This window comes from Microbacterium caowuchunii, assembly GCF_008727755.1.
Taxonomy (GTDB): domain Bacteria; phylum Actinomycetota; class Actinomycetes; order Actinomycetales; family Microbacteriaceae; genus Microbacterium; species Microbacterium caowuchunii.
On record NZ_CP044231.1, the window covers coordinates 2,833,708 to 2,860,596 of the forward strand.

The 26,889-nt window shown below is 71.7% G+C and carries 23 protein-coding genes; 5 read left to right on the top strand and 18 right to left on the bottom strand.

Annotated features, from left to right (window positions below; all coding sequences use genetic code 11):
* Nucleotides 1-46: 46 nt before the first annotated feature.
* Entirely contained in the window at nucleotides 47-1,027 is a 981-nt protein-coding gene (locus tag F6J84_RS13445; RefSeq protein WP_150974308.1) for an aldo/keto reductase, read from the top strand.
* On the opposite strand, the gene F6J84_RS13450 is transcribed toward F6J84_RS13445, so the two are convergent.
* From F6J84_RS13450 to ddaH, 4 genes are all read right to left on the bottom strand, one after another.
* Nucleotides 994-1,443, bottom strand: coding sequence for an aconitase X swivel domain-containing protein (locus F6J84_RS13450; RefSeq protein ID WP_150974309.1), 450 nt, complete (start codon nucleotides 1,441-1,443; stop codon nucleotides 994-996). The two genes, F6J84_RS13445 and F6J84_RS13450, sit on opposite strands and share 34 nt — an antisense overlap.
* Entirely contained in the window at nucleotides 1,440-2,723 is a 1,284-nt protein-coding gene (locus F6J84_RS13455; protein WP_150893949.1) for an aconitase X, read from the bottom strand. The genes F6J84_RS13450 and F6J84_RS13455 overlap by 4 nt, the downstream gene beginning before the upstream one ends.
* Nucleotides 2,724-2,810: 87 nt before the next feature.
* Nucleotides 2,811-4,031 (bottom strand): ornithine--oxo-acid transaminase, encoded by a 1,221-nt coding sequence (gene rocD, locus F6J84_RS13460; RefSeq protein WP_150974310.1) that lies wholly within the window; start codon nucleotides 4,029-4,031, stop codon nucleotides 2,811-2,813.
* 11 nt (nucleotides 4,032-4,042) lie between these two features.
* Nucleotides 4,043-4,915, bottom strand: a complete 873-nt coding sequence (gene ddaH / locus F6J84_RS13465) for a dimethylargininase (RefSeq protein ID WP_150974311.1) — start codon at nucleotides 4,913-4,915, stop codon at nucleotides 4,043-4,045.
* Between the two features lie 387 nt (nucleotides 4,916-5,302).
* On the opposite strand from ddaH, the gene F6J84_RS13470 reads away from it, so the two are divergent.
* A complete protein-coding gene (locus F6J84_RS13470) occupies nucleotides 5,303-6,193 on the top strand; it encodes an aldo/keto reductase (protein WP_150974312.1) in 891 nt (296 codons plus the stop codon).
* Between the two features lie 145 nt (nucleotides 6,194-6,338).
* On the opposite strand, the gene arfA is transcribed toward F6J84_RS13470, so the two are convergent.
* The 4 genes from arfA to F6J84_RS13490 all read right to left on the bottom strand — a co-directional run bounded on the left by arfA (nucleotide 6,339) and on the right by F6J84_RS13490 (nucleotide 13,501).
* Nucleotides 6,339-7,850 carry an arabinosylfuranosidase ArfA gene (gene arfA / locus F6J84_RS13475; protein ID WP_150974313.1) on the bottom strand — a complete coding sequence of 504 codons (1,512 nt, stop codon included), beginning with the start codon at nucleotides 7,848-7,850 and terminating at the stop codon, nucleotides 6,339-6,341.
* A gap of 91 nt (nucleotides 7,851-7,941) precedes the next feature.
* Nucleotides 7,942-8,952 carry a LacI family DNA-binding transcriptional regulator gene (locus tag F6J84_RS13480; protein ID WP_150974314.1) on the bottom strand — a complete coding sequence of 337 codons (1,011 nt, stop codon included), beginning with the start codon at nucleotides 8,950-8,952 and terminating at the stop codon, nucleotides 7,942-7,944.
* Between the two features lie 176 nt (nucleotides 8,953-9,128).
* Complete coding sequence (locus F6J84_RS13485; RefSeq protein WP_150974315.1) at nucleotides 9,129-12,863, bottom strand: proline dehydrogenase family protein; 3,735 nt, start codon at nucleotides 12,861-12,863, stop codon at nucleotides 9,129-9,131.
* A 74-nt stretch (nucleotides 12,864-12,937) separates the two neighbouring features.
* Nucleotides 12,938-13,501: a thioesterase family protein gene (locus F6J84_RS13490; RefSeq protein WP_150974316.1), complete on the bottom strand. Its 564-nt coding sequence runs from the start codon at nucleotides 13,499-13,501 to the stop codon at nucleotides 12,938-12,940.
* A gap of 155 nt (nucleotides 13,502-13,656) precedes the next feature.
* Between F6J84_RS13490 and F6J84_RS13495 the strand changes: the two genes are divergently transcribed.
* The 3 genes from F6J84_RS13495 (at nucleotide 13,657) to F6J84_RS13505 (ending at nucleotide 15,875) form a co-directional block, all read left to right on the top strand.
* Nucleotides 13,657-14,163 (top strand): GNAT family N-acetyltransferase, encoded by a 507-nt coding sequence (locus tag F6J84_RS13495; RefSeq protein ID WP_150893926.1) that lies wholly within the window; start codon nucleotides 13,657-13,659, stop codon nucleotides 14,161-14,163.
* Between the two features lie 75 nt (nucleotides 14,164-14,238).
* The gene (gene panB / locus F6J84_RS13500; RefSeq protein ID WP_150974317.1) at nucleotides 14,239-15,081 is read left to right on the top strand and encodes a 3-methyl-2-oxobutanoate hydroxymethyltransferase; all 843 of its coding nucleotides are present in this window, start codon (nucleotides 14,239-14,241) and stop codon (nucleotides 15,079-15,081) included.
* Nucleotides 15,078-15,875 carry an SDR family NAD(P)-dependent oxidoreductase gene (locus tag F6J84_RS13505; protein ID WP_150974318.1) on the top strand — a complete coding sequence of 266 codons (798 nt, stop codon included), beginning with the start codon at nucleotides 15,078-15,080 and terminating at the stop codon, nucleotides 15,873-15,875. The genes panB and F6J84_RS13505 overlap by 4 nt, the downstream gene beginning before the upstream one ends.
* 9 nt (nucleotides 15,876-15,884) lie before the next feature.
* Here the strand turns inward: F6J84_RS13505 and panC are convergent, their stop codons facing one another.
* The 10 genes from panC to F6J84_RS13555 form a co-directional block, all read right to left on the bottom strand.
* Nucleotides 15,885-16,763 (bottom strand): pantoate--beta-alanine ligase, encoded by an 879-nt coding sequence (gene panC, locus F6J84_RS13510; protein WP_150974319.1) that lies wholly within the window; start codon nucleotides 16,761-16,763, stop codon nucleotides 15,885-15,887.
* A 52-nt stretch (nucleotides 16,764-16,815) separates the two neighbouring features.
* Complete coding sequence (locus F6J84_RS13515; RefSeq protein ID WP_238702511.1) at nucleotides 16,816-18,507, bottom strand: cytochrome b/b6 domain-containing protein; 1,692 nt, start codon at nucleotides 18,505-18,507, stop codon at nucleotides 16,816-16,818.
* A 221-nt stretch (nucleotides 18,508-18,728) separates the two neighbouring features.
* Nucleotides 18,729-19,700 carry an electron transfer flavoprotein subunit alpha/FixB family protein gene (locus F6J84_RS13520; protein WP_150974321.1) on the bottom strand — a complete coding sequence of 324 codons (972 nt, stop codon included), beginning with the start codon at nucleotides 19,698-19,700 and terminating at the stop codon, nucleotides 18,729-18,731.
* Nucleotides 19,701-19,711: 11 nt separating this feature from the next.
* On the bottom strand, nucleotides 19,712-20,488 hold the full coding sequence (locus tag F6J84_RS13525) for an electron transfer flavoprotein subunit beta/FixA family protein (protein WP_150974322.1): 777 nt from the start codon (nucleotides 20,486-20,488) through the stop codon (nucleotides 19,712-19,714).
* A gap of 56 nt (nucleotides 20,489-20,544) precedes the next feature.
* A complete protein-coding gene (locus F6J84_RS13530; RefSeq protein ID WP_150893914.1) occupies nucleotides 20,545-21,318 on the bottom strand; it encodes an enoyl-CoA hydratase-related protein in 774 nt (257 codons plus the stop codon).
* 7 nt (nucleotides 21,319-21,325) lie between these two features.
* Nucleotides 21,326-22,507, bottom strand: a complete 1,182-nt coding sequence (locus tag F6J84_RS13535; protein ID WP_150974837.1) for a thiolase family protein — start codon at nucleotides 22,505-22,507, stop codon at nucleotides 21,326-21,328.
* 5 nt (nucleotides 22,508-22,512) lie between these two features.
* Nucleotides 22,513-23,703 (bottom strand): bifunctional 2-methylcitrate synthase/citrate synthase, encoded by a 1,191-nt coding sequence (locus tag F6J84_RS13540; RefSeq protein ID WP_150974323.1) that lies wholly within the window; start codon nucleotides 23,701-23,703, stop codon nucleotides 22,513-22,515.
* Between the two features lie 31 nt (nucleotides 23,704-23,734).
* Nucleotides 23,735-24,634, bottom strand: a complete 900-nt coding sequence (gene prpB / locus F6J84_RS13545; protein ID WP_150974324.1) for a methylisocitrate lyase — start codon at nucleotides 24,632-24,634, stop codon at nucleotides 23,735-23,737.
* Nucleotides 24,634-26,160 carry an MmgE/PrpD family protein gene (locus F6J84_RS13550; protein WP_150974325.1) on the bottom strand — a complete coding sequence of 509 codons (1,527 nt, stop codon included), beginning with the start codon at nucleotides 26,158-26,160 and terminating at the stop codon, nucleotides 24,634-24,636. Before F6J84_RS13550 ends, prpB begins: the two co-directional genes overlap by 1 nt.
* The gene (locus tag F6J84_RS13555) at nucleotides 26,157-26,831 is read right to left on the bottom strand and encodes a GntR family transcriptional regulator (protein ID WP_150974326.1); all 675 of its coding nucleotides are present in this window, start codon (nucleotides 26,829-26,831) and stop codon (nucleotides 26,157-26,159) included. Before F6J84_RS13555 ends, F6J84_RS13550 begins: the two co-directional genes overlap by 4 nt.
* Nucleotides 26,832-26,889 lie beyond the last annotated feature (58 nt).

A 26,889-nucleotide genomic window follows, 5' to 3' on the forward strand; every position in this document is an offset into this window, starting at 1 on the left:
CGACCACCGCGCGCAGCCCCCGGCCGCGGCATGCCCAGGAGGGCCCATGCAGTACACCCGCCTCGGTGCGTCCGGCCTGACCGTCTCGCGTCTCGTCCTCGGCTGCATGAGCTACGGCGCACCGGACCTCGGCGGCCACGGCTGGTCGCTGCCGCTGGACGAGGCCCGGCCGTTCTTCCGGCAGGCCGTCGAGTCCGGCATCACCACGTTCGACACCGCCAACGTCTACTCGCTCGGCTCGAGCGAGCGCATCACCGGCGAGCTGCTGGGCGAGTTCGCCCGGCGTGAGGACGTCGTGATCGCCACCAAGCTCGCCATGCCGATGGGCCAGGGGCCGAACGACCGAGGGCTCTCCCGTGGCGCGGTCATGACGCAGATCGACGCATCCCTGCGCCGGCTGGGAACCGACTACGTCGATCTCTACCAGATCCACCGCTTCGATCCGCAGACCCCGGTCGAGGAGACGATGGAGGCGCTGCACGATGTGGTGAAGTCGGGGAAGGCGCGCTACATCGGCGCCTCCTCGATGTGGGCATGGCAGTTCGCGTCCATGCAGCACACCGCCGCGCTCAACGGCTGGACGCGCTTCGTCTCGATGCAGGACCAGTACAACCTCTTCATGCGCGAGGAGGAGCGGGAGATGCATCCGTACTGCGCCGCCACCGGCGTGGGCGTGCTGACCTGGAGTCCGCTCGCCCGCGGGCGACTCGCCCGCGAGTACGGCGCCGACAGCTCACGCCTGCGACTGGACGAGACCGGCGCCCGCCTCTACCGCCAGAACGAGGGGTCGGATCGTCGCATAGCGGAGGCGGTGGGCAGGATCGCGTCCGCGCGCGGGGTCAGCCGGACCACCGTGGCGCTGGCCTGGCACCTCGCGAAGCCGGCCGTGACCGCCCCGATCGTGGGGGCGACCAAACCCGGCCACCTCGACGACGCGCTCGCCGCGCTCGAACTCGACCTCGGGCCCGACGAGATCGAGCTGCTCGAATCTCCCTACGTGCCGCGGAGACCCGAGGGCTTCGCCTGAGGGCCCGCGGCCCGCGCGAGGACGGTGACCGTGCCCTGATCCCCGTCCACGCGCACGAGGTCCCCGGTGCGGATGGTCTCCACCGGCTCGGGGAGCGCGCCGACGACCGTCGGCACACGCGTGACGATGGCGCCCAGCACGGCCTTCGTGGTCGGCACCGCGAACACCATCGCGGCCGGCGCCGTACCCATCAGGCGCGTGCTCTGGAAGAACCCGGACCAGCCGCTGGACCCCTTCGCGCCAGGGAAGACGAGGACCTTGCCGGTGAAGCACACGCCGAACAGCTCGTGCCGCGGCTCGATGACCGTTCCGGTCGCCACATCGATGCCGCCGAACCCCGAGATCGTCTCGGTGGTCACCAGCGCCTCGGCCTCCACGACGCCGGGCACGATGCCCCGGCCGCGCATCTCGGTCATCGGCGGAGACCTCCCCGCCACCGTCCGGTGACCGCCGCATCGACGCATTCGGCCAGGGTGCCGAACCACGCCTCGATACCGAGGATCGCGGGGAGGTAGTGCGCCTGCTTCGCGGAGTCCGTGGCGAACACCCGCGTGCCTTCCGGTGCCGCCTTCGACATCGCCGGGCAGGAGTCGGTGAGCAGCCGTCCTCCCGCCCGACGGATGATCGCGGTGTAGCCGTTGCGGTCGGCCATCGTCCGGAGCGCTCGCGGTGTCATGATCCACAGCTCCGTGTCGGCGTGGAGGGTACGCCCCTCGAGGAGGAACGCGATCTCGGCGATCTGATCCAGTGACGCATGCGGGCAGCCCAGCAGCACGAAGTCGACGTCGGTGCTGGAGCCCTGGTCGTTCAGCGCCTCGTAGACGGCCCGGCGCTCCGGTTCGCCGTAGACGATCGGGGTCGGCACCGGGCCGCCGTCGAACGCCGCCTCCAGCGTCGGCGCCTCGGGGGTGATCCCGGGCATGTGGAAGATCTCCACACCCCCCGACGTCGCGGTCGCGGCACCGAAGTGCTTGAGGTCCGCCAGATCGGGGCGGACGAGGGCCCCGGAGACGGCCGGTCGCTCCTCGCCGACCTGCTCCCCCACGAAATAGCCGAACATGCCCCACTCCTGGAACCCGTCGATCGGCACGTCCGCACGGACCGAGCGGGTCGCGAACCGGTTCTCGGTGAGGTGGTTGCCCCAGTAGGGGATGCGGCCGGTCAGGCTGGCCGCCCCGGTCGACGCGGTGCCCTCGCAGTTGGTGCGGGCGCCGAGGACCGAGTTGGCGTAGACGACGGCGGACGACTCCATCCAGGCGCAGTGCTCACCCCGCACGGGCAGGTTCCCGACCTGGTAGGGCGTGCAGGTCGCGAGGATGTTGACCCCGCGCTCGCTGACGAAGGACTCCGCATCCGCCTGCAGCTCGATGTTCCGGGTCGGGTACGGGGAGATCCCCACGGCATCCTCGCCGAACCCGTGCTGCAGCTGGCAGGTGGGAACCTTCATCCGGGGGATGTCCAGCGGGCGGTCGCAGTCGAGGTTCACGACCGCGAACACGCGCTCCCATCCCCCTTCCGCGAACAGCTGCGCCTTGGCGGGCGACGGCTGCGTCATCGTCCCGGCGACGTTGCGGGTCTCACACAGCCGTTCCGCGTCGAGCGCCTCCCCGTAGCGGATGAGCAGATCCATGGCGGCCGCGACCGCGTCGCCCTCCGCACCGTCCCGCATGCGTCGTTCCTCGTCGGTGAGTTGCACGGCACCCTCCGTTCCGCGAACACCCTCGCACGGGTCCGCGGCACCAAGAGGCGCACCTTCCACTTACCGGAAGAGCCTGGCCGGGGGTCAGCCCTGGAGCACCAGCCGCAGCTGCTCGATCGCCCAGTCGAGCTCGGTCGCCCGGATGACGAGGGGCGGGGCGATCCGGATCGTCTGACCGTGGGTGTCCTTGACCAGCACTCCACGCCGGAGCAGCTGCTCGGCGACCTCGCGACCGGTACCGACCGCGGGATCGATGTCGATACCCGCCCACAAGCCCGCCACGCGGACGGCCGTGACGCCGTGCCCGATCAGGCCGTCGAGCTTCGCCTCGAGGTGCTCGCCGAGGGCGAGGGCACGCCGCTGGAACTCCCCGGTCGCGAGCATCTCCACGACCCGGTGCGCCACGGCTGCCGCAAGCGGGTTGCCCCCGAACGTCGACCCGTGCTCGCCCGGCCGGATGACGCCGAGGACGTCGCGGTCGGCGACGACGGCGGACACCGGCAGGATGCCGCCGCCGAGCGCCTTGCCGAGCAGGTACACGTCCGGGACGACCTCTTCGCGCTCGCAGGCGAACGTGTAGCCCACCCGGCCGAGCCCGGACTGGATCTCGTCGGCGATGAACAGGACCCGGTGGCGGGTGCAGATCTCCCGCACCGCGCGCAGGTATCCCTCGGGCGGGACGATGATGCCGGCCTCGCCCTGGATCGGCTCGATGAGCACGGCCGCGGTGTTCTCGTCGATGGCCGCCTCGATGGCGGCCGCGTCGCCGAAGGGCACGCTGACGAACCCGGGCGCGTAGGGGCCGAAGTCGTCCCGCGCCGAGGGATCGTCACTGAACCCGACGATCGTCGTGGTGCGGCCGTGGAAGTTCCGGTCGGCCACGATGATCCCCGCCCGGCCGTCCGGGACCCCCTTCACCCGGTACGCCCAGGCCCGCGCCACCTTGATGCCCGTCTCGACGGCCTCGGCGCCGGTGTTCATCGGCAGGACCATGTCCTTGCCGCACAGGCGCGCGAGCGAGTCGGCGAACACCCCGAGCTGGTCGTTGTGGTACGCACGGCTGGTGAGGGTGAGCCGTCCGAGCTGCTCCTGGGCGACGGAGACGATCGCCGGATGCAGGTGCCCGAAGTTGAGCGCCGAGTACGCCGAGAGCAGGTCCAGGTAGCGCTTGCCCTCGACATCCGTCACCCAGGACCCCTCGCCGCGCGCGATGACCACGGGCAGCGGGTGGTAGTTGTGGGCGAGGTGGTCCTCCTCCGATGCGATGATCGCGATCGTGGCGGTGTCCAGCGGTGTGGTCGTCATGGTGTTGCCTTTCAGCGACGCAGTTCGAGCGTGCAGCACTTGATGCCGCCGCCCCCGAGCAGAAGCTCGGACAGATCGATGAGTACGGGGTTGTAGCCGCGCTCGCGCAGTTGCGCTTCGAAGCCCTTCGCCCGCGGGGAGATGAGGACGTTGTAGCCGTCGCTCGCCGAGTTCAGGCCGAACACGGCACCGTCGGCGTCGTCCACGCGGATCGCGTCGGGATAGCGCTCGGCCAGGATGGCCTGCCCGGCGGCGTCGAACGCACCGGGGAGATAGGCGATGTTGGCGCGCTCGACCCCACCGGGGCCCTCGACGGGATCCAGCACGGAGAGCGCCGTGTCGAGGTGGTAGAAGCGGGGGTCGACGAGCTTCAGGGACACGACGTCCTTGCCGAACACGTCACCGACTTCGCGATGGCTGTGATCCGTGGACCGGAAGCCGGAGCCCGCGAGGATGGTGTCGCCGACGAGCAGGAAGTCACCCTCGCCCTCGTTCACCTCGACCGGCTCGGCGACGTCGAAGCCGTTCTCGGCGAACCAGCGCATGAACGCCGGCCCCTCGGCCGCCCGCTCGGCGAAGCGGAACCGCGCACCGTACGCGACGTTGTCGATGACGAACCCGCCGTTGGCGGTGTAGACCATGTCCGGCAGGCCCTCGATCGGGTCGATCAGCTCGACCTCGTGTCCCAGGGAGAGATAGGTGTCGTACAGGGTCTGCCACTGCGCGACGGCGCGGGCGGTGTCGGTCGGGTTCGCCGGCTCCATCCACGGGTTGATCGTGTAGCTGACGGTGAAGTGCTCGGGTCGGCACATCAGGTAGCGCCGGTGCTGGGCGATCCGGGTCTCGGTGGGCGCCTCGGCGGGGGCAGTGTTCTGCGTGGACATTGTGCTCCTTCGGCAAGAGCGGCGGACGCTGTCCTCGGGCCCGACGGAGCTTGCGAAAGCCTGCGGCACGGGCACGCCGGCATCCATTGTCACACGCACGCCCGCGGATGCGCCGGAAACCCGCTGCGCGAGGGGTGCGAGCCCCACGCTCCGTGTCGAGCAGATGCCCTGTGGCGCAGAGCGGATGCTGCGCGACGAGCGGAGGAGATATCCCGAGCGGAGGACGGGCCCGGCCGGCTGCATCCTCCGCCCACCGGATCTCCTCCGCTCGCCGAGCCTCCTCGGCCCACCGAGCCTCCTCCGCAGGCGGCACCTGCCGCGGCGACGTCGCCCCGCATCCGTCCGGACCGTGCCAGGCTGGACGGATCCCCTCGACGAAGGAGCCCCATGGAGTACCGCACGCTCGGCCCGTTCACCGTGTCCGCCATCGGTCTGGGGGCCATGCCCCTGTCGATGAACAACGACAACGCCGTCCCCTCCCGCGCGGATGCGGTCGCCACCGTGCACGCCGCGCTCGACGCCGGGGTCACCCTCATCGACACCGCGGACATCTACGCTCCCGCGTGGGACGAGATGGGGCACAACGAGCTCATCGTCGCGGAGGCGCTCTCCTCGTGGGGCGGCGACCGCTCGGGGATCGTCGTCACCACGAAGGGCGGGATCACCCGCAGCGAGGGTGAGACATGGGGCCGCAACGGCTCGCTGGACTACCTGCGCGCGGCGGTGCACGCCTCGCTCCGGAACCTCGACGCCGACGTCATCGACCTCTACCAGTACCACCGGCCCGATCGCTGGATGGTCTACGGCGAGGTGATGGAGAACCTGAAGACCCTCCAACAGGAGGGCCTCGTGCGCGCCGTCGGCATCTCCAACGCGAGCGTCGAGGAGATCGACATCGCCCTGCAGGTGCTCGGCCAGGGCAACCTCGCCAGCGTGCAGAACGAGTTCTCGCCGCGGCATCCCGGCAGCTTCGACGAGCTGCGGTACTGCGCGGAGCGCGGCATCGCGTTCCTCCCCTGGAGCCCGCTCGGCGGAACCGGCGGCGGCGCCCGGGCGGTCGGCGAGCGGTTCGGCGTCTTCGCCGAGATCGGCCGCGAGCACGGCGTGAGCCCGCAGCGCGTGGTCCTCGCCTGGGAGCTGTCGCTGAGCGACACGGTGATCCCGATCCCCGGCGCCCGTCGCGCCGCATCCATCACCGACTCCGCGCAGGCGCCCGGGCTGCGGCTCTCCGCCGAGGAGCTCGCCCGCTGCTCCGCCGCGGTCGGCCTGGAGCTCTGACAGCGCCGGCCAGGGCATCCGCCCGGGACGACACCTCTCCTCAGGCATCCCCGGATGAGGGCATCCGGCCGGCAGGAGGGCTCTCTCCGCAGATATCTCCTCGTCTCGACGGATAGCCCTCTTCCCGTCGACGCGACCGGGCGGGTCAGCCGAGGGCGATGGCGCTCCAGGAGACGGGCGGCAGGGTCACCGTGAGCACACCATCGGCCGCCGTGGCGGAGGTGTTCTCGTGCGGGGCGACCCGCTCGCGGTCGTCCAGGGTGTTCGCGGCGTAGACGTCCTCGTCCGAGAGGGTGTGCGCCTCGAGCACCGTGACGTCGCCGAGCGCGGAGACGTCGACGGTCACCTCGAGCGGCTCGGTCCGGCTGCGGTTCACCAGGAAGACCGCGCTGCGGCCGGCCTCCGCGTCGTGCGTGGCGACGGCGTCCACGAGCGGGACGTCGCCGTAGCGCGCCGTGGGGTGGGTCGGCGAGTCGATCGTGAGACGCACGGCCTCACCCTGCGCGAGACGCGAGGTGATCGCGAAGGGGAAGAACGTCGTCTGCCGCCAGGCCGGCCCGCCCGGCTCCGTCATGATGGGCGCGATCACGTTCACGAGCTGGGCGAGCGAGGCGCTCGCGACGCGGTCTGCGTGCTTGAGCAAGGAGATGAGGAGGCCGCCGACGACGACGGCGTCCGCCACCGAGTAGACGTCCTCGAGCAGGCGGGGGGCGATCGGCCAGTCGTCGATCCCGGTGATCTTGTCCACGCCCTCGAAGCGATCGATGTACCAGACGTTCCACTCATCGAAGGAGATGTCGACGCGCTTCTCGCTGCGGGTGACGGCGCGCACATGGTCGGCCGTGGCGACGACCGCCTCGATGAAGCCGTCCATGTCGACGCCCGAGGCGAGGAAACTGTCGAGGTCGCCGTCCTTCTCCGCGTAGTAGGCGTGGCAGGAGATGTAGTCGACGTCCTCGTAGGTGTGGGTGAGCACCACCCGCTCCCACTCGCCGAACGTCGGCATGCCCGCTCCGGAGGAGCCGCACACGACGAGTTCGAGGGACGGGTCCAGCTGACGCATCCCCTTCGCCGTCTGCGAGGCGAGCTTGCCGTAGTCCTCGGCCGAGCGGTGTCCGAGCTGCCACGGTCCGTCCATCTCGTTGCCGAGGCACCACATCCGCACATCGAACGGCTCCGTGCGCCCGTTCGCGATGCGCTGATCGCTCAGCGTCGTCCCGCCGCGGATGTTCGCGTACTCCAGCAGGTCGAGCGCCTCCTGCGTGCCCCGGGTGCCCAGGTTCACCGCCAGCATGAGGTCGCTGCCGACCTTCTCCAGCCAGGACGAGAACTCGTGCAGCCCGACCTCGTTGGTCTCGGTGGAGTGCCATGCCAGGTCCAGCCGTCGCGGCCGGTCGGCGACGGGTCCCACCGAGTCCTCCCAGCGGAACCCGGAGACGAAGTTCCCCCCGGGATAGCGGATGGTGCTCACCCCGAGTTCGGTGACGAGGTCGATGACGTCCCTGCGGAAGCCCTCCGCATCCGCCGTGGGGTGTCCGGGTTCGTGGATGCCGTCGTACACGTGCCGGCCCAGGTGCTCGACGAACCCGCCGAACAGTCGGCGACGGACGGGTCCGATCGCGAAGGCGGGGTCGAGGGCGAGTCGGGCAGTCGGCATGGATCCGCTTTCGGTCAAATTTACAACGTTGGAAATCTCCATCCAGGATGCGGGCGGTGCCGCCGGCTGTCAACCCGCGGACCGGTGCGGCTCATTCCGGCGCGGACTCCCGCACGACGATCCGGTGGTCCGCGACGAGGCGGACGGGGCCGGAGACCTGCGGATCCCCTGCCGCCCTCCAAAGGAGACGATCGACGGCGGTGCGGGCGATCCACGCCTGCCCCGGGTCGACCGTGGTGAGGGACGGGAAGGAGTACCGCGCCTCGTCGAGGTCGTCGAACCCCATCACAGCCACGTCCTCGGGCACGCGCCGGCCCCGCTCGTGCAGCGCCCGCAGGGCACCGAGGGCGAGCGTGTCGTTGAGCCCGAAGACCGCGTCGACATCCACGCCGTGGTCGACGAGGGCGTGCAGCGCGTGGGCACCGCCGGCGCGCTGCCACATGGAGGCGGGCACCACGAGGGCGTCGTCCCGCGCGATGCCGGCCGCATCCAGCGCTTCCCGATAGCCCCGCAGCCGCAGTCCCGCGGAGCCGGTCGTGTCGTCCGGCCGGGCGCCGACCACGGCGATCCGGCGTCGGCCGGAGGCGATCAGGAACTCGGTCGCCGCCCGCGCCGCCTCGACGTTGCGCATCGTCACGTGGTCGGCGGGGCCGTCGAAGATGCGCTCCCCGAGGATCACCAGGGGGTATCCGACCGCGAGGCGGTCCGCATCCGCCTGCGTCATGCCCAGCGGGCTGAAGATGAGCCCGTCGGTGAGCACGCGCCGAGAGCTGCGCAGCAGCTCCAGTTCCCGGTCGCGGTCTCCCCCGGTCTGCTCCACCAGGACGACGACGCCCCGCCGTTCCGCCTCGGCGATCACGGCCGCGGCGAGCTCGGCGAAGTAGCTCACGCCGAGGTCCGGCACCGCGAGCGCGATGGCCCCGGTGCGGCCGCTGCGCAGGTTCCGCGCGGTGAGGTTCGGGGTGTACCCGAGCTCGGCGATCGCTCGCTGCACCTTCTCCCGGGTCGCCGGACGCACGTGCGAATAGTCGTTGATGACGTTCGACACGGTCTTGATGGAGACGCCCGCCAACTGCGCCACGTCGTGCAACGTCGGTGCCATCCCGCCTCCCCGCGGTCACTGTACAGCGTCGCATCCCGGTGCGGCGGTCCGCTCGTCCGACGCCGCTCCCCGCGCGAGCCGAGGCCGATCGGCCGAGACGAGGGCTTCCGGCGACGGATCGTCCTCGTCTCGGCGGATCCTCCGCGTCTCGGTCACGCGGCGAGCCTGCCGTCGGCTCAGATGATGGACTCGCTCCACGCGTCGGGGTTGCCGAACCGGTGCGCGGTGATCGTGATGGCCTGCTCGTGCAGGAACGGCAGCAGCTCGAGGCGCCCCGCGGTCGTGACCGCACCCGGGTACACCGCGAGGTCCGGATCACCCTCGACCGCCTCGGCGAGCGACCGGTGCAGCACCGACACGTCCTCGCGCGGCCCGATCAGGCGTGCCCGCGGCGCACGGGACGGGGCATCCTCCCCGTTCGGAACGGACCCGCTCCCCATTCCCGCGCGCGCGGCGTGCGCGATCCACTCCGCGTCGGACTCGACGTGCACCGTGACATCCGCTTCGGTCAGCGCACGGCGCACCGGACCGGGCAGCCCCTCCGCCACGCTCAGCGTGAAGGCGGATCCGGCCCGGATGCCGGCGAGCGCGACGCGGAGCACCTCCTGGACCTGCGCACCGGCCGTGGCACGCACCCACACGTCGACCGGGCGGTACCGGAAGAGGTTCCGCTCGATGCCGAGCTTGGACACGTCCTTGATCTGGCCGAATTCGCGGTTCCACTCCACGGCATCCGAGAGCGCCGCACGCCGGAGCCACTCGAAGCGCTCGTAGTCGAGCGAGGGCTGCGCGGCCTCGATGATCGTGGTGATGCGCGAATCGAGCCCGCGCAGGTGCAGCGTGCTGGAGGCGGCGCCGGAGGAGGTGGGGCGCCAGCTCCCGAGGCCGATGAGGTAGTTCGGTCCGCCGGCCTTCGTCCCCGCTCCCACGGACGACCGCTTCCAGCCGCCGAAGGGCTGCCGCTGCACGATGGCGCCGGTGATGCCCCGGTTCACGTACAGGTTCCCGGCTTCGATCCGGTCGAGCCACAGCGCCAGATCGTCCGGGTTCTGCGTGTACAGGCCGGCCGTGAGGCCGAAGTCGACGGCGTTCTGCAGGGCGATCGCCTCCGCGAGCGACGAGGCGTGCATGATGCCGAGCACCGGCCCGAAGAACTCCTCGCGGTGGAACCGGGACCCCGGCTGCACACCGGTCCGGATGCCGGGGCTCCACAGCCGCCCCGCGAACTCCGGCGGGCCCTCCACCTCCGCGGGTCGGATGAGCCACTTCTCGCCGTCCTCGAGCGTGCTCAGCGCCCAGGCCAGCTTGCCCTGGGGCGGCTCGATCACCGGCCCCACCTCGGCGAGCGGGTCGCTCGGCGGGCCGACGCGGAGGGACCGGGTGGCGTCCACGAGCTGGCGCGCGAACCGGGCGGAATGCCCGACCGGCCCCACGAGGATCGCCAGCGAGGCGGCCGAGCACTTCTGGCCGGCGTGCCCGAACGCGCTCTTGACGAGGTCGGATGCGGCGAGGTCGAGGTCCGCGGACGGGGTGATGATCATGGCGTTCTTGCCGCTCGTCTCGGCCAGGATCGGCAGGTCCGCCCGCCAGGACCGGAACAGGCGCGCGGTCTCCCAGGACCCGGTGAGGATCACCCGGTCCACAGCCGGGTGCGCGATGAGGCGTTCGCCGAGCTCCCCCTCCTCGATGTCGACGAGCGCCAGCACGTCGCGCGGTACGCCCGCATCCCACAGCGCCTCGGCGATGACCGCCGCGCAGCGCCGCGCCTGGGGGGCGGGCTTGAAGACGACGCCGGAGCCGGCGGCGAGGGCGGCGAGCACCCCTCCCGCCGGGATCGCCAGCGGGAAATTCCATGGCGGGGTGACGACCGTCAGCCGGGACGGCTCGAAGACGGCACCGGAGACCCGGTCGAGCTCCCGCGCGGTGGCTGCGTAGTACTGGGCGAAGTCCACCGCCTCGCTGACCTCGACGTCCGCCTCGGCGAACACCTTCCCGGTCTCGGATGCGGCGACCTCGATGAGCTCGGCGCGGCGGGACTCCAGCATCCGCCCGGCCGCCTGGAGCACGACGGCGCGATCCGCAGCGGGCAGGGCGCCCCAGGTCGCCGCCCCGGCACGGACGCGGGCGATGATGCCCTCCAGCGCCTCGGGGCCGGTGACCAGGGCCGCCGCGATCGCGGCGTCGCCCGCGGCCGAGCTCTCGATCCGCGCCAGGATGCCGCGCGCCCACTCCCGCCCGGAGGGGAGCGCGGGATCCGAGTCCGGGGTGTTCCGGAATCCGGGGGCACCCGCCGCTCTGGTCCCGTTCTCCCGCGGCGAGAAGACGGCCGTGTCCACGAACTCGGCACCGCCGAACAGCACGGAACGGACGTCGGGCTCGGCCTGGTCCGCGGCGATGCCGAGCACGGCCTGCGTCAGACCCGCCTCGATCTCCTGGGTCACCGCCGGGTCGCGCGTGATCGCCGGGTCCCCGGCGGCGGATGTCGGGGCCGGCGCCGTGCGCGCACGGTCCTGCACCCGGCGCGGTCCGATCTGGAGGGCCGGGTCCGCCGAGCGCTCCAGCGAGGCGATGAAGCGATCCCGTTCCCGGATCCACAGGTCGTCGCGCTCGTCCAGGTCGAACGCGGCGGACAGGAAGTTCTCGTCCGAGGCGTTCTCCTCGAGGCGGCGCACGAGGTAGCTGATGGCGACGTCGAACTCGTCCGGACGAACGACCGGCACATAGAGGAGCACGTGGCCGACGGTGCGGGCCACCGCCTGAACCTGACCCTGCGCCATCCCGAGGAGCATCTCGAACTCCAGGCGGTCACGGACGTCGCGCTCGCCGGCGAGCAGCCACGCGTAGGCGATGTCGAAGAGGTTGTGCCCGGCGACGCCGATCCGGACGGCCGCCGCACGCTCGGGATCGAACGCCCAGTCCAGGCAGCGGAGGTAGTTCGCGTCGGTGTCCAGCTTGGCGGTGTAGGGGGCCTGCGGCCATCCGTGCATGACCGCGTCCACCCGCTCCATCGCGAGGTTGGCGCCCTTGACGAGCCGGACCTTGATCGGCGCTCCGCCGTCGGCCACCCGCTGACGGGCCCAGGCGGTCAGCTCCTGGAGTGCCGGGAGCGCGTCCGGCAGGTACGCCTGGAGCACGATGCCCGCCTCGAGATCCGTGAGGCGCTCGTCCTCCAGGATCCGGGTGAAGACCGCGATCGTCAGATCGAGGTCGCGGTACTCCTCCATGTCGAGGTTGACGAAGGTGCCGTCGCGCCGGGCACTGAGATAGAGGGGCAGCAGACGGTCGACCACGTGCTCGACGACCTCGTCGAACGCCCACATCGAGATGTGGCTGGCGATGGCCGAGACCTTGACCGAGACGTAGTCGACATCCGGGCGACGGATCAGGTCGTGGATGCCGTCGAGCCGGCGCTTCGCCTCGTCCTCGCCGAGCACCGCCTCGCCGAGCAGGTTGAGGTTGAGCCGGGCGCCGTCCTCGCGCAGCTTCTCGATCGCCGGACCGAGCTTCTCCGGTCGCGCGTCGGCGATGAGGTGGCCGACCATGTCGCGCATCACGCGCCGCGCGATGGGCACGACCGGAGCCGGGATGGCGGGGGCGACCGCACCGCCCAGGCGCACCGCGGAGCGCAGGTACCAGGGCAGGAAGTCCGGTACGAGGGGAGCGATCCGGCTCAGGTTGGCCGCCGCCGCGGTCAGGCTCTCCGGGCGCATCACGCCATCGACGAACCCGAGCGTGAACGGCAGGCCCTGCGGGTCCCGCAGGACGCCGGCGAGTCGCTGAGCCGCCGGATCGACGTCGGCGGCGGCCGCCTCGGACACCCAGCTACGGGCGAGCGCGACGGCATCGTCGGCGAAGGTTTCGGCGGTCTGCGCTCGTGGCGCGACGAAGCCGTCTTCGAAGCTGTGGGACATGCGCTCAGCCTACGTCCGCGCGAGGCTCGCGGACCGGAATGACGGCGTTTTCCGGGGCGCCGATACCGCCGGTGCTACTCCCAGACGCTGGGGGCGGGAGCCTTGGTGGACGGGAGCGCGACATCGTCCGCCCAGCGGGTCATCCACTCCTCGGGTGCGGGGACCTCGGCCGGGTCCTGGCCGATCGCCTGGAGCAGTTCGGCGATGGCGAGCACTCCGCCGGAGCGCTTCACGAATCGTGCCCGCACCACCATCCGGGCGTAGATCTCCCCGCCCACCACCGCCCGGTGCTCGAGGTAGACCGCACGGTCGTCCGCGGCGATGACGCGGGACTCCAGATCGAAGCGCTGCCAGAGGTTCAGTGACTTGCGATAGCTGATGGTCGAGTTCGCCACCACCGGATACCACCCGCGGGCCCGCAGCAGGTCCCACATACCCGTCCTCATCAGCAGGTCGAAGCGGCCGAGGTCGAAAAGGGACAGGTAGCGCCCGTTGTTCATGTGCCCCATGACGTCCAGGTCGGTGGGGAGGGTGGTCAGGCGGATGCGGCCGACCGAGAGGGGCGCGACGGTGCCCTCGCGCCGGAGTCGGCGACGGGACAGCCACAACTGCAGGATGGTGCGCCAGAGAACGTTCACGAGCTGGGATCGTATTGATCCGCGCGCACGGATCACAGTCCGTTGTGCGATTCCCACAGATGCCCGTCACCGGCCCTTTTACCACGCGGCCTGGCCGGATGACGCCCTCGGACCCCCGATTTCCGGTGGGGATGCGCCGAGCGTAGAGTCTCGCCATGGAAGCCGATATGACCACCGACGTCATCGTCCGCCCCGTTCGGGACGTGGACGCCGAAGCCCTCGGTCGTGTCCACGCGACGTGCTGGCACGAGACCTACGACCACCTGATCAGCAAGGCCGCACTCGAGCGGGTCTCACCGAGGAGACTCGCCGAGCTGTGGACGCACTGGGCCGTCCAGGGCCCCGAATTCCGGATGAGCGCCGCGCTGGTGGACGGCGAGATCGTCGGCTTCGTCGGCTCCGGGCCTGCACGCGACCGGGACGCCCCGCGGCCGCGCGAGCTCTACTTCATCTACCTCCTGGACGCCTACCATGGCACCGGCATCGGGCAGCGGCTGTTCAACGCCGCCATCGAGCCGGACGAGCCGGCCTACCTCTGGGTCGCGGAGGACAACCCGCGGGCGCACCGGTTCTACCAGCGCAACGGGTTCCACCTCGACGGGTCGAGCCACACGGAGCCGTTCCTCGGGGAGACCCTCACCGAGGTCCGCTTCGTCCGCTGATCATCCGCGGCGGACGCGGCGCCGGGGATCCCCCGGCCCCGTCCGCTGATCATCCGGGCAGGAACGGAGGCGTTCATGGCTGAGACGCGGTTCACGATCGACGCGATCGCCCGCATGCACGCGGCCGGCGAGAAATTCGCGATGGTCACGGCCTACGACGTCACCAGCGCGCAGATCGTGGCACGCAGCGGCGTCCCGCTCCTCCTGGTCGGCGACTCCCTCGGCATGGTGGTGCAGGGACACGACAGCACCCTGCCGGTGACGCTCGACGACATGATCTACCACACCCGGATGGTCATGCGGGGGGCGAGCCGCCCGCTCGTCGTGACCGACCTGCCGTTCGGGAGCTACACGATCGAGGACGACGCGGTGCGTGCCGCCACGCGCGCGATGGCGGAGGGCGGCTGCCAGTCGGTCAAGCTGGAGGGCGGCGCCACGGTCGCACCCACCATCCGTCGTCTCGTGGATGCCGGCATCCCGGTCATGGGCCACGTGGGTTTCACCCCGCAGTCCGTGCACGCGATCGGGCTGCGCACACAAGGGCGCCGGGCCGATCAGGCCCGCCGGGTCCTGCAGGACGCACTGGCGGTCCAGGCGGCGGGCGCGTGGGCGGTCGTGCTCGAACTGGTGCCGGCCCCGCTCGCCGCGGCCATCACCCAACGGCTCGACATCCCCACGATCGGGATCGGCGCCGGCCCCGACTGCAGCGGCCAGGTGCAGGTCTGGCACGACCTGCTCGGCCTGTACGCCGACTTCGTCCCGCGGCACGCGCTCCGCCTGCGGGACTTCGCCGACGATGCGGTCGCGGCGCTCGACGAGTACGCGGACGCCGTGCGGACCGGCACCTTCCCCACCCCCGCGCACAGCAGCACGATGGCGGCGGACGAGCTCGAGCGCGCCCTGGACGGCGAGGCGTGACCGCCCCTCCGGCGTGGGACGGCTCTGCGGAGTTCGCCGGCCGGACCGCGCTCATCACCGGCGCGCGCACCGGGATCGGCCGGGCGATCGCACAGGTACTCGCCGATCGCGGCGCGCATGTCCTCCTGGGCGGCCGGGATGCCGAGGCGCTGGAACCCGTCGTCGCGGAACTCCGCGCCCGGGGCCGGCGTGCCGATCCGTTCATCGCCGACGTCGCGGACCCCGCGGCCGTCGCCGCGGCGTTCGAGCGGGCGGGCCGCGCGGGCGACGTGCCGCACATCCTCGTCAACAGCGTCGGCGTACGGGACCGGCGGGGTGTCGGTGAGATGGACACCGCGAGCTTCGATGCGCACCTGCGTGCCGGTCTCGTCGGCGTCTACGACGTGATCCGCGGCTTCCTCGCCGCGCACGAGCACGATCCCGGCGGCTCCCGCGACGGGAGCAACATCGTGAACGTCTCGTCCGTGGCGGCGCTGCGCGGTCGTGCGGGGGATGTCGCCTACGCCGCCGCGAAGGCGGGGCTGGACGGCATGACGCGCTCCCTCGCGGCGGAGCTCGGCCCCGCCGGCTACCGGGTGAACTCCGTCGCGCCGGGGACGATCGCGACGGAGTCGAACGCCGAGCTGATGCGGGATGCCCGGATGGCGGAGGTCGTGCGCACCCGGACCGCCCTCGGCCGCTGGGGCCGCCCGGAGGAGGTGGCCCGGCTCGTCGCCTTCCTGGCGTCCGATCAGGCCTCGTTCATCACCGGGCAGACGATCCTCGTCGACGGCGGACTGTCCGTCCTCTTCTGACCCGGCACCTCAGACCGCGGGCGGGAGCGGCATGTTGTCGATGAGGCGCACGCCCCCCACGTGACCGGCCACGATCGCCAGCGCCGGCCGGGCACCGACCTCTTCGACGGGCTCGAACGTCGCCGGATCGACGATCGCCCAGTACTCGACCGCGACACCGGCGGCCTCCGCGATCGCCCGGCCGCTCCGAGCGAGCAGCGCGGCCGACGTCGTCCCGCCCTCGACGTGCTCGATCACGGCCCGCAGGCTCCGGCTCATCCCCAAAGCGGCGTCGCGGGCGGCGGGCGTGAGCCGCGCGTTCCGGCTGGAGAGGGCCAGCCCATCCGCATCCCGGACGGTCGGCACCGTACGGATACCGGTGGGGATGTCCAGGTCGGTCACGAGCCGGCGCACCACGGCGACCTGCTGGGCGTCCTTCTGCCCGAACCAGGCGACGTCCGGATTCACCATCAGCAGCATCTTGCAGACGACGAGGGCGACGCCGTCGAAGTGCGCGGTTCCCCGGCTCTCGCCCTCCCACCGCTCGGTGATCCCCGCGACGTGGATGGTGGTGGCGAATCCCGGCGGGTAGACCTCGGCGGCATCCGGGGCGAACACCACGGTCGCGCCGGCCTCCGCCGCGAGCGCGAGGTCCTGCGCCTCGTCCCGCGGGTAGGCACGGAGGTCGGCGGGGTCGTCGAACTGCGTCGGGTTGACGAAGGTCCACACCACCACGTCGTCGCACTCGCGGGCGGATGCCCGGATCAGGCTCTGATGCCCTTCGTGCAGCGCGCCCATCGTGGGGACGAGCCCCACCGTGCGTCCGGCGGCACGCGCCGCGCGGACGAACGCGCGCACCTGCTCGATCGTCCGGATGACGCGGACGCCCGCGGACGGGACGGTGCTCATGATCCGGCCCGCATCGGCGGGGAGACGTCCCCGGATCCCTTCACGCACACGGCTACCGACTGCTGACCGACCCGAACAGGCGGGCGATGGGGGCGAGCACGAGCGGCCGGGCGGCGACCCATGCCCCGATCATGACGACGGCGGAGGCGACGAAGATCCAGAAACCGGTCCAGTTCGCGGCATAGGCGTCCGGATCCACCGAGCCCTGCGCGGCGTACATGTGATTGAGGTTGCGCAGCGCCCCCGTCGCGAACACGAGGGTGACGTGCACGACGATGAACAGGACGAAGTAGATCATCACCGGGAAGTGGACGGCGCGCGCCCACTCGATCGGGTAGATCCGGCTGAGGGTGGTGGCGTTCTTCGGCCAGATCCCCGACATCCGGACGCCCGTGACGGTCGCCAGCGGAGCGGCGATGAACACCGTCGCGAAGTAGGCCAGCTGCTGGATGCTGTTGTAGTTCACCCACCCGTTCTCGGTGGGCCAGTCCAGCGATGCGTACTGCAGCGTGGCGGAGAGGGCGTTCGGGAACACCTCCCAGCTGGTGGGGATGATCCGCATCCACTGGCCGGTCAGGAACAGCAGGACGACGAAGACCACGCCGTTGAGCAGCCAGAGGATGTCCAGGGACTGGTGGAACCACAGCGCGAGGCTGATCTTTCGCTTCCTGTTCCACTTCGGCGTCCAGAACGCGCCGGGACGCTTCTCCCGGCGCACCTGCAGCCCGGACCGGATGATCAGCAGGATGAGGAAGGCGTTGAAGAAGTGCTGCCAGCCGATCCACGCGGGGATGCCGACCGGGGCGCTCTCGGGGAGGTGGTACTCGCCGGGGTACGTCGTGAGGAAGTCCTGCAGCGGCTCGAGCGAGAGCAGCCAGCGGACCGCGAGCACCAGCATCCCGGCGGCGAAGAGGAGCCCCACCCCGGCGACGAGCACGGCGCCGGCCCACTGTCCGCGCGTGAAGGGGCCGTAGCGGGCCGGTTCGGGCCGCGGCGTCGGCCGCGCGAACGCGTACCGTCCGGGGAACACGGTGCGCTCGAACGGCAACGGCTCCGCGGTGCGCGCGGCGGGCACGACGGTGGTCCCCGCGGGGGCGGCGGTGGACGCGGGCTCGGCGGCGGCGGCCGTGGTGGCCGTGGTGGGCGCGGGAGCCGTCGTCGCGGCGCCGGGCGCGGGAGCGGGCGCGGGAGCGGCGGTCGGGTCGGCGGGCGCGGCGGCCGTGGTGGGCGCTGCGGCCCCCTGCGGCACCGACGCCGCGGAAGCCGCGGGTGGTGCGGGCACCGTGTCGGCCGGGGGCCACGGTTCACCGCCCTCGGTGCGGGGCAGACCCCGGCGCAGGGCGGCGGCGGGCGCGGTGCCGCCCGCATCCCCGCGCTCACCGGTCGCGTTCACCACCTCGAGGGGCTCGGAAGCGACAGATGAATCGGCATCCGTCACCGCGGACCCGGAACCAGCGGACGCCGCAGCCGCGGTGGCTCCGGTCGGCGCAGCCGCGGTGGCTCCGGTCGGCGCGGTGCCGGCCGGCGCGGTCGCGGTGCCGGTGCCGACGGATGCAGCGTCGCCGCCCGCGCTCGACGCAGCGGCGAGCGCGGACACCACGGATGCGGGCGGCCAGGGTTCTCCGGACGGCGTACGCGGCAGACCCCGCCGCACGCGCACGCGCTGCTCCTGCTCCTGCTCCTGCTCCTGCTCCTGCTCCTGCTCCTGCTCCCTCGCCGGGTACTCCCCCGGTCCACTCGCCACAAAAGCAGCATCCGGCGCCCCAGCACCCGCGATTTGTGGCGAGTCGACGGAAGCTGGGACGGGAGCCGGAGCTGGGACGGGAGCCGGAGCGGAGGCGGGGGCCGGGGCCGGGGCGGGGGCCGGAGGGGAGGGCTCGGCGAGGGGCGTCACCGTGGCGGCGGGCGGCCAGGGCTCGCCGCCGGGACGACGCGGCAGCCCGCGGCGGACGGAGGTCGCCACGGTCACGCCTTCTTCGCGGCGAGCGCCTCGATGAGCTGCGGTACGACCGTGAACAGGTCGCCCACGACCCCGAAGTCCGCGATGTCGAAGATCGGCGCGTCGGCGTCCTTGTTGATCGCGACGATCGTCTTCGCCGTCTGCATCCCGGCCTTGTGCTGGATGGCGCCGGAGATCCCGAGCGCGACGTACAGCTGCGGCGAGACCGAGACACCGGTCTGGCCGACCTGGTACGAGGACGGGACGTAGCCCGCGTCCACCGCTGCGCGCGAGGCACCGATCGCGGCGCCCAGCGCATCGGCGAGCTGCTCGACGAGGGCGAACTTCTCGCCCGAGCCGAGTCCGCGGCCGCCCGAGACGACCTTCGCCGCTCCACGCAGCTCCGGTCGGGTGGAGGTCTGGACGACCTCGTCCACCGAGAGGACGGATGCGGCCGGCGCCCCGGACGCCGTCACCTCGAGCGTGGAGACGGACGGGTCCGACACGGCCTCCGCACGTGCGTCGACGGCGCCCTGACGCACCGTGACCACGAACGTCCCGTACGTCGGTGCGGAGGTCACGGTGTACGCCCCGCCGTAGACGGAGTGCTGCGCGAGAACGCCCTCGTCGTCCCGCGCGACGCCCACCGCGTCGACCGCGAGGGCCGACCGCGTGCGCGCCGCGAACCGGCCGGCCACGTCGCGCCCCTCGACGGAGTGCGACACGAGCACGGCATCCGGCTGGACCCGTGCGACCGCGGCCTGGAGCGCGTCCACGACCGGGACGCCCAGGCTGGCGGCGTCGGCGGACGCGACGAGGACGGATGCGGCGCCGAGCGCCCCGGCCTCCGCCGCGAGCTTCTCGTCACCGACGATGAGCGCGACCGGCGTGCCGATCGACGCCGCCGCCCCGAGCAGCCCGGCGCTGGACGATGCGAGCGCCCCGGACGGGGTCACATCCAGCAACACCAGGATCGAATCCGCAGCGAAATCCGTCATCGCATCCACCCTCACACCAGCCGGTTCTGGATGAGGAACTCCGCCAGCTGCGCGCCGGCGTCGCCCTCATCGACGATCTTCGTGCCCGCCGCACGGGCGGGCTTGGCGGCGATCGCGGTCATGATCGACCACGGCCGCGCGCCCGGGTCGGCGTCGACCCCGAGGTCCGCGACGGTCACCGTCTCGAACGGCTTCTTCTTCGCCGCCATGATGCCCTTGAAGTTCGGGAACCGTGCGTCCGGAAGCGCCTCGGTGATCGAGATCACCGCCGGAAGCGGCGCGGACACCTGCATGTTCGCACCGTCCGAGGTGCGCGTGCCGGTCACGGTGTCGTCACCGATCTCCACCGTCGACAGGGCCGTCGCGTGCGGTACGCCGAGCAGCTCCGCGACCATCGCCGCCATGACGCCCCCCGAGCCGTCCGTGGACTGGTTCCCGGCGATCACGAGGTCGAACCCGACCCGCTTCACCGCGGCCGCCAGCACCTCCGCGGTCAATCCGAGGTCCGCGCCGGCCAGCGCCTCGTCCACGACCTGCAGCGCGGAGCCGGCGCCCATCGCCAGCCCCTTCCGCACGGTCGCGGCGGCCGCATCGGACGCCATGGACACGACCGCGACCTCCGTGCCCGGGTGGGCATCGGCGTACGACAGCGCGACCTCGAGCGCCCGCTCCCCGATCTCATCGAGCACCCGGTCGCCGACGGCGCGATCGGCCAGACCCGTCTCGAGGTTCAGGACGCGGTCGCCGTAGGTATCGGGGACTTCTTTGACCAGCACGACGATCTTCATGGACGACTCCTTAGGAATGCTCCGAGTCTAACGACGCGAGCGCCTGATACGGGGTCTCACCTGTGGCGGAACTCCGGTGCACGCTTGGCGCGGAAGGCGGCCATGCCCTCCTTCTGGTCGTCGAGCGCGAACAGCGCGGCGAAGGTCTGCTTCTCGAAGCGCATCCCCTCCGCCAGGGTGGTCTCCTGCGCCGCACGGACGGCCTCCTTCGCGGCGTACACGACCGGCAGGGACTTGCCCGCGATGGTCTCGGCGAGCGCCGCGGCCTCGTCCAGGAGGTCCGCCGCCGGCACGACGCGGGAGACGAGTCCCGCGCGCTCCGCCTCGGCGGCGTCCATCATGCGACCGGTGAGGATGAGCTCGGCCGCCTTGTAGGGCCCGATGGCCCGGGTCAGCCGCTGGGTCCCGCCGAGCCCGGGGATGACCCCGAGATTGATCTCCGGCTGCCCGAAGGTCGCGGTGTCCGCGGCGAGGATGATGTCGCAGGTCATCGCCAGTTCGCATCCGCCCCCGAGCGCGTACCCCGCGACCGCGGCCACGATCGGGGTGCGGGCACGGGCGACGGACTCCATCCCCGCGAACGGGTTGGCCATGAGCATGTCCCGCGCGGATTTCTCGCTCATCTCGGTGATGTCGGCGCCCGCCGCGAAGGCGCGCTCGCTCCCGGTCAGCACGATGCATCCGACGCCCTCGTCCTCGTCGAACGCCGCGACCGCACGGGCGAGCTCGTCGACCAGGGCGGAATCGAGCGCATTCAGCGCGCGCGGACGGTCCAGGGTGATCCAGCCCACCCGGCCGCGCTGCTCGACGGAGATGTTCTCGTAGGTCATGGCTTCCTCACAGTCGTTCGATCAGCGTGGCGTTCGCCATCCCGCCGCCTTCGCACATGGTCTGCAACCCGTAGCGGCCGCCGGTGTGCTCGAGGTGCGCGAGGAGCGTGCCGAGCAACCGCGTGCCGGAGGACCCCAGCGCGTGCCCGAGCGCGATCGCACCGCCCCACGGGTTCAGCTTGGCCGGATCGGCGCCCACCTCGGCCGCCCAGGCGAGCGGGACGGAGGCGAACGCCTCGTTGACCTCGTAGGCATCGATGTCGTCGATGGACAGGCCGCTGCGCTCCAGGATGCGGCGGGTCGCGGGGATCGGACCGGTCAGCATGAGCAGCGGGTCGTCCCCGACCACGGCGAAGGAATGGAAGCGGGCGCGGGGGGTCGCCCCGAGCTCGGCCGCCTTCTCCTCACTCATGATGAGCACGGCCGATGCGCCGTCGGTGAGCGGGGACGAGGAGCCCGCCGTGATCCGCCATTCGAGCTCCGGGAACCGCGCCGCCATCTCGTCCGTACGGAAGGCGACGGGCAGGGTGCCGAGCCTCTCCGCCGTCGTGCCCGCGCGGACGGTCTCGTCGACCGTCACCTCACCGGCATCCGTCCGTACCGGCAGGAGCTGCGAGTCGAAGAGCCCGGCGGATGCGGCCGCCGCCGCCCGCTCATGGGACAGCGCGGCGAACGCATCGAGCTCGTCCCGGCCGAGTCCCCAGCGCTGGGCGATGAGCTCCGCGGACACCCCCTGGTTGATCAGCCCCTCCGGGTAACGGGCGCGCAGCCGTGGCGAGGTCGACGAGCCGCCGACGGAGCGCGACGTGCCCAGCGGCACGCGGCTCATCGATTCGACGCCGCCGGCGATCACCACGTCGGCCGCACCGGCCATGACCGCCTGCGCAGCCGAGTGCGCCGCCTGCTGACTCGACCCGCACTGCCGATCGATCGTCGCCGCCGGCACGGACTCGTCGAATCCCGCAGCCAGCACGGCCTGACGGGCGACGTTCATCGCCTGCTCCCCGACCTGGGTGACGCAGCCGAGCAGGACGTCGTCGATCTGCGCCGATGTCAGTCCGTTGCGCTCGAGGATCGCTTCCAGCACCCCGGCCGCGAGGTCGACCGGGTGCACCGAGCTGAGTGCGCCGCCCGCCTTGCCCCGACCGGACGGCGTCCGCACGGCGTCGACGATGACGGCCGTGCGCAGCGCGGTCATCCCCGCTCCTCCGGCCGCTCGGCGGCTTCGACCTCCGCCGCATCCGGCACGTAGCCCTCGATGTGCCGCTCGTCCGGTCCGACGTACTCGGAGAGTGGGCGGATCAGCGCGTTCGCCGCCAGCTGCTCCATGATGTGCGCGGTCCAGCCGGTCACCCGCGCGGCGACGAACAGCGGCGTGAAGGTCGCGGTGTCGAAGCCCATCAGGTTGTAGGCGGGACCGGAGGGATAGTCCAGGTTCGGGTAGATGCCCTTGCGGGCGACGAACTCGGACTCGAGCTCCGCGTACAGTGCCCCCACGTCGGGACGGTCGTAGTGCTCGACGAGCTCGTCGAGGGCGGCCTTCATCGTGGGCACGCGGGAGTCGCCGCGCTTGTAGACGCGGTGCCCGAAGCCCATGATCTTCCGCTTGGACGCGAGCGCCTCCTCCAGCCAGTCCGACACGTTCGATGCCTGCCCGATCTCGTCGAAGATGTGCAGCACCGCCTCGTTCGCGCCGCCGTGCAGCGGCCCCTTCAGAGCCCCGATCGCACCGACGACCGCCGAATAGAGGTCGCTGAGCGTGCTGGCGATGACCCGGGCGGTGAAGGTCGAGGCGTTGAACGAGTGCTCCGCGTAGAGCACGAGCGAACGGTTGAACGCGTCGATGACGACCGGGTCGGATTCCTCCCCGAACGTCATCCAGAGGAAGTTCGCCGCGTAGTCGAGATCGTCGCGCGGGGCGACGGGCGCCTGGCCGCGACGACGACGCTGGCCGTACGCGACGATCGCGGGCAGCGCGGCGAAGAGCCGGATGCTGCGCTCGAGGTTCGCCTCGGGGCTGCCGCTCGCGTCGAGGACGGAGCCGCTGCCGGCCAGGTCCACGGCGCCCAGGAGGCTCACCGCCGTGCGCACCTCGTCCATCGGGTGCGCGTCGAGCGGCACGAGTTCGATCGCCGCCTGCACGGCCGGCGTCAGCGCGCGGTGTTCCCGTTCGGTGCGGCGGAGCTCGGCGAGTTCCGCATCCGTCGGCAGCTCGCCGTGCCACAGCAGGTGGGCCACCGCCTCGAAGGGCTGCGTCGTCGCGAGCTCCTGCACCGGGTAGCCGCGGTACAACAGGGAGTTGGTCTCCGGATTGACCTTGGACACCGCGGTGACGTCGGCCACGACGCCGGCGAGGCCCTTCTTGATGTCGTTCGTCTCGGTCATGCTCACTCCTTCGTGGGGGACGCGGATGCGGTCAACGTTCGATCCGGAAGTCGAAGACGTCCTGGTCGAAGCGGTTGTACTGCTCGTAGTCGATGAGGTCGTAAAGGTCCGCGCGGTGCTGCATCTCGCCGAGCCTGCCCGTGAGGTGCCCCTCATCGAGCAGCGTGTCGAGCGCTCGGTCGGCGGCGCCCATGGCGATCCGCAGGAGCGACACCGGCCAGATGACGATGTTCACGCCGACATTCTTCAGCTGATCGACGCTGAACAGGTCGCTCTTGCCGAACTCGGTCATGTTCGCGAGGATCGGCACGTCCACGGCACGGCGGACCGCGTCGAACTCGTCCAGCGTCCGCATCGCCTCGGGGAAGATCGCGTCGGCTCCCGCGTCGACCAGCGCCTTGGCGCGGTCGATCGCCGCGTCGAGGCCGTCGACCGCGCGGATGTCGGTGCGGGCCATGATGAGGAAGTGGGGGTCCCGCCGGGCGTCGGCGGCGGCACGGATGCGCTTGAGCGCGGTCGCCTCGTCCACCACGGCCTTCCCGTCGAGGTGCCCGCACCGCTTGGGGTTCACCTGGTCCTCGATGTGGGCGCCGGCAAGACCCGCGTCCTCGAGGGTCTGGATCGTGCGGGCGACGTTCATCGGCTCGCCGAACCCGGTGTCGGCGTCGATGATCGCGGGCAGCTCCGTCATCCGGGCGATCTGCTGGCCGCGACCGGCGACCTCGCTGAGGGTCGTGAGACCGATGTCGGGCAGGCCCAGGTCAGCGCTCAGCACGGCGCCCGAGATGTAGACCCCCTCGAAGCCCTTGCGCTCGATGAGCCGGGCTGAGAGCGGGTTGAACGCCCCGGGGAAGCGGAGCAGCTCACCGGTGGCGAGCCTTTCCCGGAAGAGCCGCCGCTTCTCGGCGGCCGGAGTGGTGGAATACAGCATCAGAACAGCCCCTTCGGGGCGGGCGCGGAGAGGATGACCCCGGGCTTGGCCACGATGGACAGCTGCCGGACCTCCTCGACCGTGAGCTCGGGCAGACGCTGGGCGAGGTCGAGGAACCGTTCGATCTCGGCCTCCTCGAGCACGGGCTCGGCCAGGATGCGGAACTTCCGGACGTAGTCCTGACGGGCGAAGGGGCGGGCACCGAGCGGGTGCGCGTCGGCCACGGCGATCTCGTCGACCACCGTGGAGCCGTCGGTCAGCGTGATCTCCACGCGGCCGCCGAAGGCCTTTTCGTCCGGGTCCTCCGAGTGGTAGCGGCGGGTCCACTCCGCATCCTCCGCCGTGGTCACCTTCTGCCACAGGGCGACGGTATCGGGGCGGGACGCCCGCTCCGGGGCGTAGGAGTCGACGTGGTGCCACGCACCGTCCTGCAGGGCGACGGTGAAGATGTACGGGATCGAGTGGTCCAGCGTCTCCCGGGAGGCGGTGGGGTCGTACTTCTGCGGGTCGTTCGCGCCCGAGCCGATGACGTAGTGGGTGTGGTGGCTCGTGTGCAGCACGATGGAGGCGATGTTCGCGGGGTCGCGCAGCGCCTCGTTCTCCATCCCGAGCTTGCGGGCGAGATCGATCCAGGCCTGCGCCTGGTACTCGGCGGAGTGCTCCTTCGTGTAGGAGTCCAGGATCGCCCGCTTGGGCTCGCCCGGGGCGGGCAGCGGCACCTCGTAGGAGGCGTCCTTGCCGTCCAGCATCCAGGCCACGACCCCGTCCTCGCCCTCGTAGATCGGCGAGGGGGACGTCTCGCCGCGCATGGCACGGTCGACCGCCTCGACCGCCATCTTCCCGGCGAAGGCGGGGGCGTGCGCCTTCCAGGTCGAGATCTCGCCCTTGCGCGACTGCCGCGTCGCGGTGGTCGTGTGCAGTGCCTGACCGACGGCCTGGTAGATGGTCTCGACCGGCAGACCGAGCAGCGTGCCGATCCCCGCGGCGGCGGAGGGGCCGAGATGGGCGACGTGGTCGATCTTGTGTTTGTGCAGGCAGATCGCGCGCACGAGGTCCATCTGGATCTCGTAACCGGTGGCGATGCCCCGGAGCAGCGCCGCACCGTCGGATCCGACGTGCTGCGCGACCGCCAGGATCGGCGGGATGTTGTCGCCGGGGTGCGAGTATTCGGCCGCCAGGAAGGTGTCGTGGTAGTCCAGTTCGCGCACGGCCACACCGTTGGCCCAGGCGGCCCACTCCGGGCTCGTGCGGCGCTCCAGCGCGCAGCCGAAGACGGTCGCGCCGGTGCCGCCGACCGAGACGGCATGGTCCAGTGCCTGCTGCCGTGCGGCGCTGACCGGGCGCCGGGTGAGGGATGCGGCCGCCACGGCGGCGTTGTCGATGACCCGGTTGATGATCATCTCGGCGACGTCCGGGTCCACCGGCACCGGGTCCGCCGCGACCTCGGCGATGTGCCAGGCGAGCTGCCCCTCCCGGGCGAGGTTCTCGTCGCTCGTGTGGACGCGGAGATGGTGGGTGACGGTCATGCTGCTCCTCGGTGGGGGGTGTCGGCGTCCGCGAGGGACGCCAGGATGCTGATGAGCGCGTTGTGCAGATGCACATGCGTGGCGTGTGCGGCGAGCTCCCCGTCGCCGGCCGCGATCGCTGCGGCGATCTGGCGATGTTCGGCAGCGGAGGCGGACAGCCGTTCCGGGTTGTCCCGCGCGAGACGGCGCACTCGGACGAGGTGCGTGCGCACCGTCCGGAGGGCGGCGGTCAGGTAGTCGTTACCCACCGCCGTGTCGAGCTCCCGGTCGAAGCGGCCGATGAGGGCGTAATAGGCGTCCGCGTCCCGGTCCGGCCGGACCTCGGCGAACTCCTGGACCAGGTCCGCGAAGACCGCCCGGTCCCCGCGCTGGGCTGCCAGCCGCGCCGCCGTCTCCTCCAGAGCGCGGCGCACCTCGAAGAGCTCGCGGATGCCGGCGGCGTGGAGATCCGCGACGACCGTGACCCGCGGGGAGACCTGCGTGACCAGCCCGTCCGCGGCGAGGCGCCCCAGCGCCTCACGCAGCGGGGTCCGGCTGACGCCCAGCCTCGCGGCCTGCTCGACCTCGCCCAGCACGGTTCCCGGCGCCAGGTCGCCGGTCTGGATCTCGTGCAACAGCGTCGCGTAGGCGCGCTCGCCTGCACGTCCGTGGGTCGCACCGTCGAGAGACATCGCCTTCAGTGTATACACAATCGCCGCGCGGGAGGCACCTCTACCGGATCACGCGCAC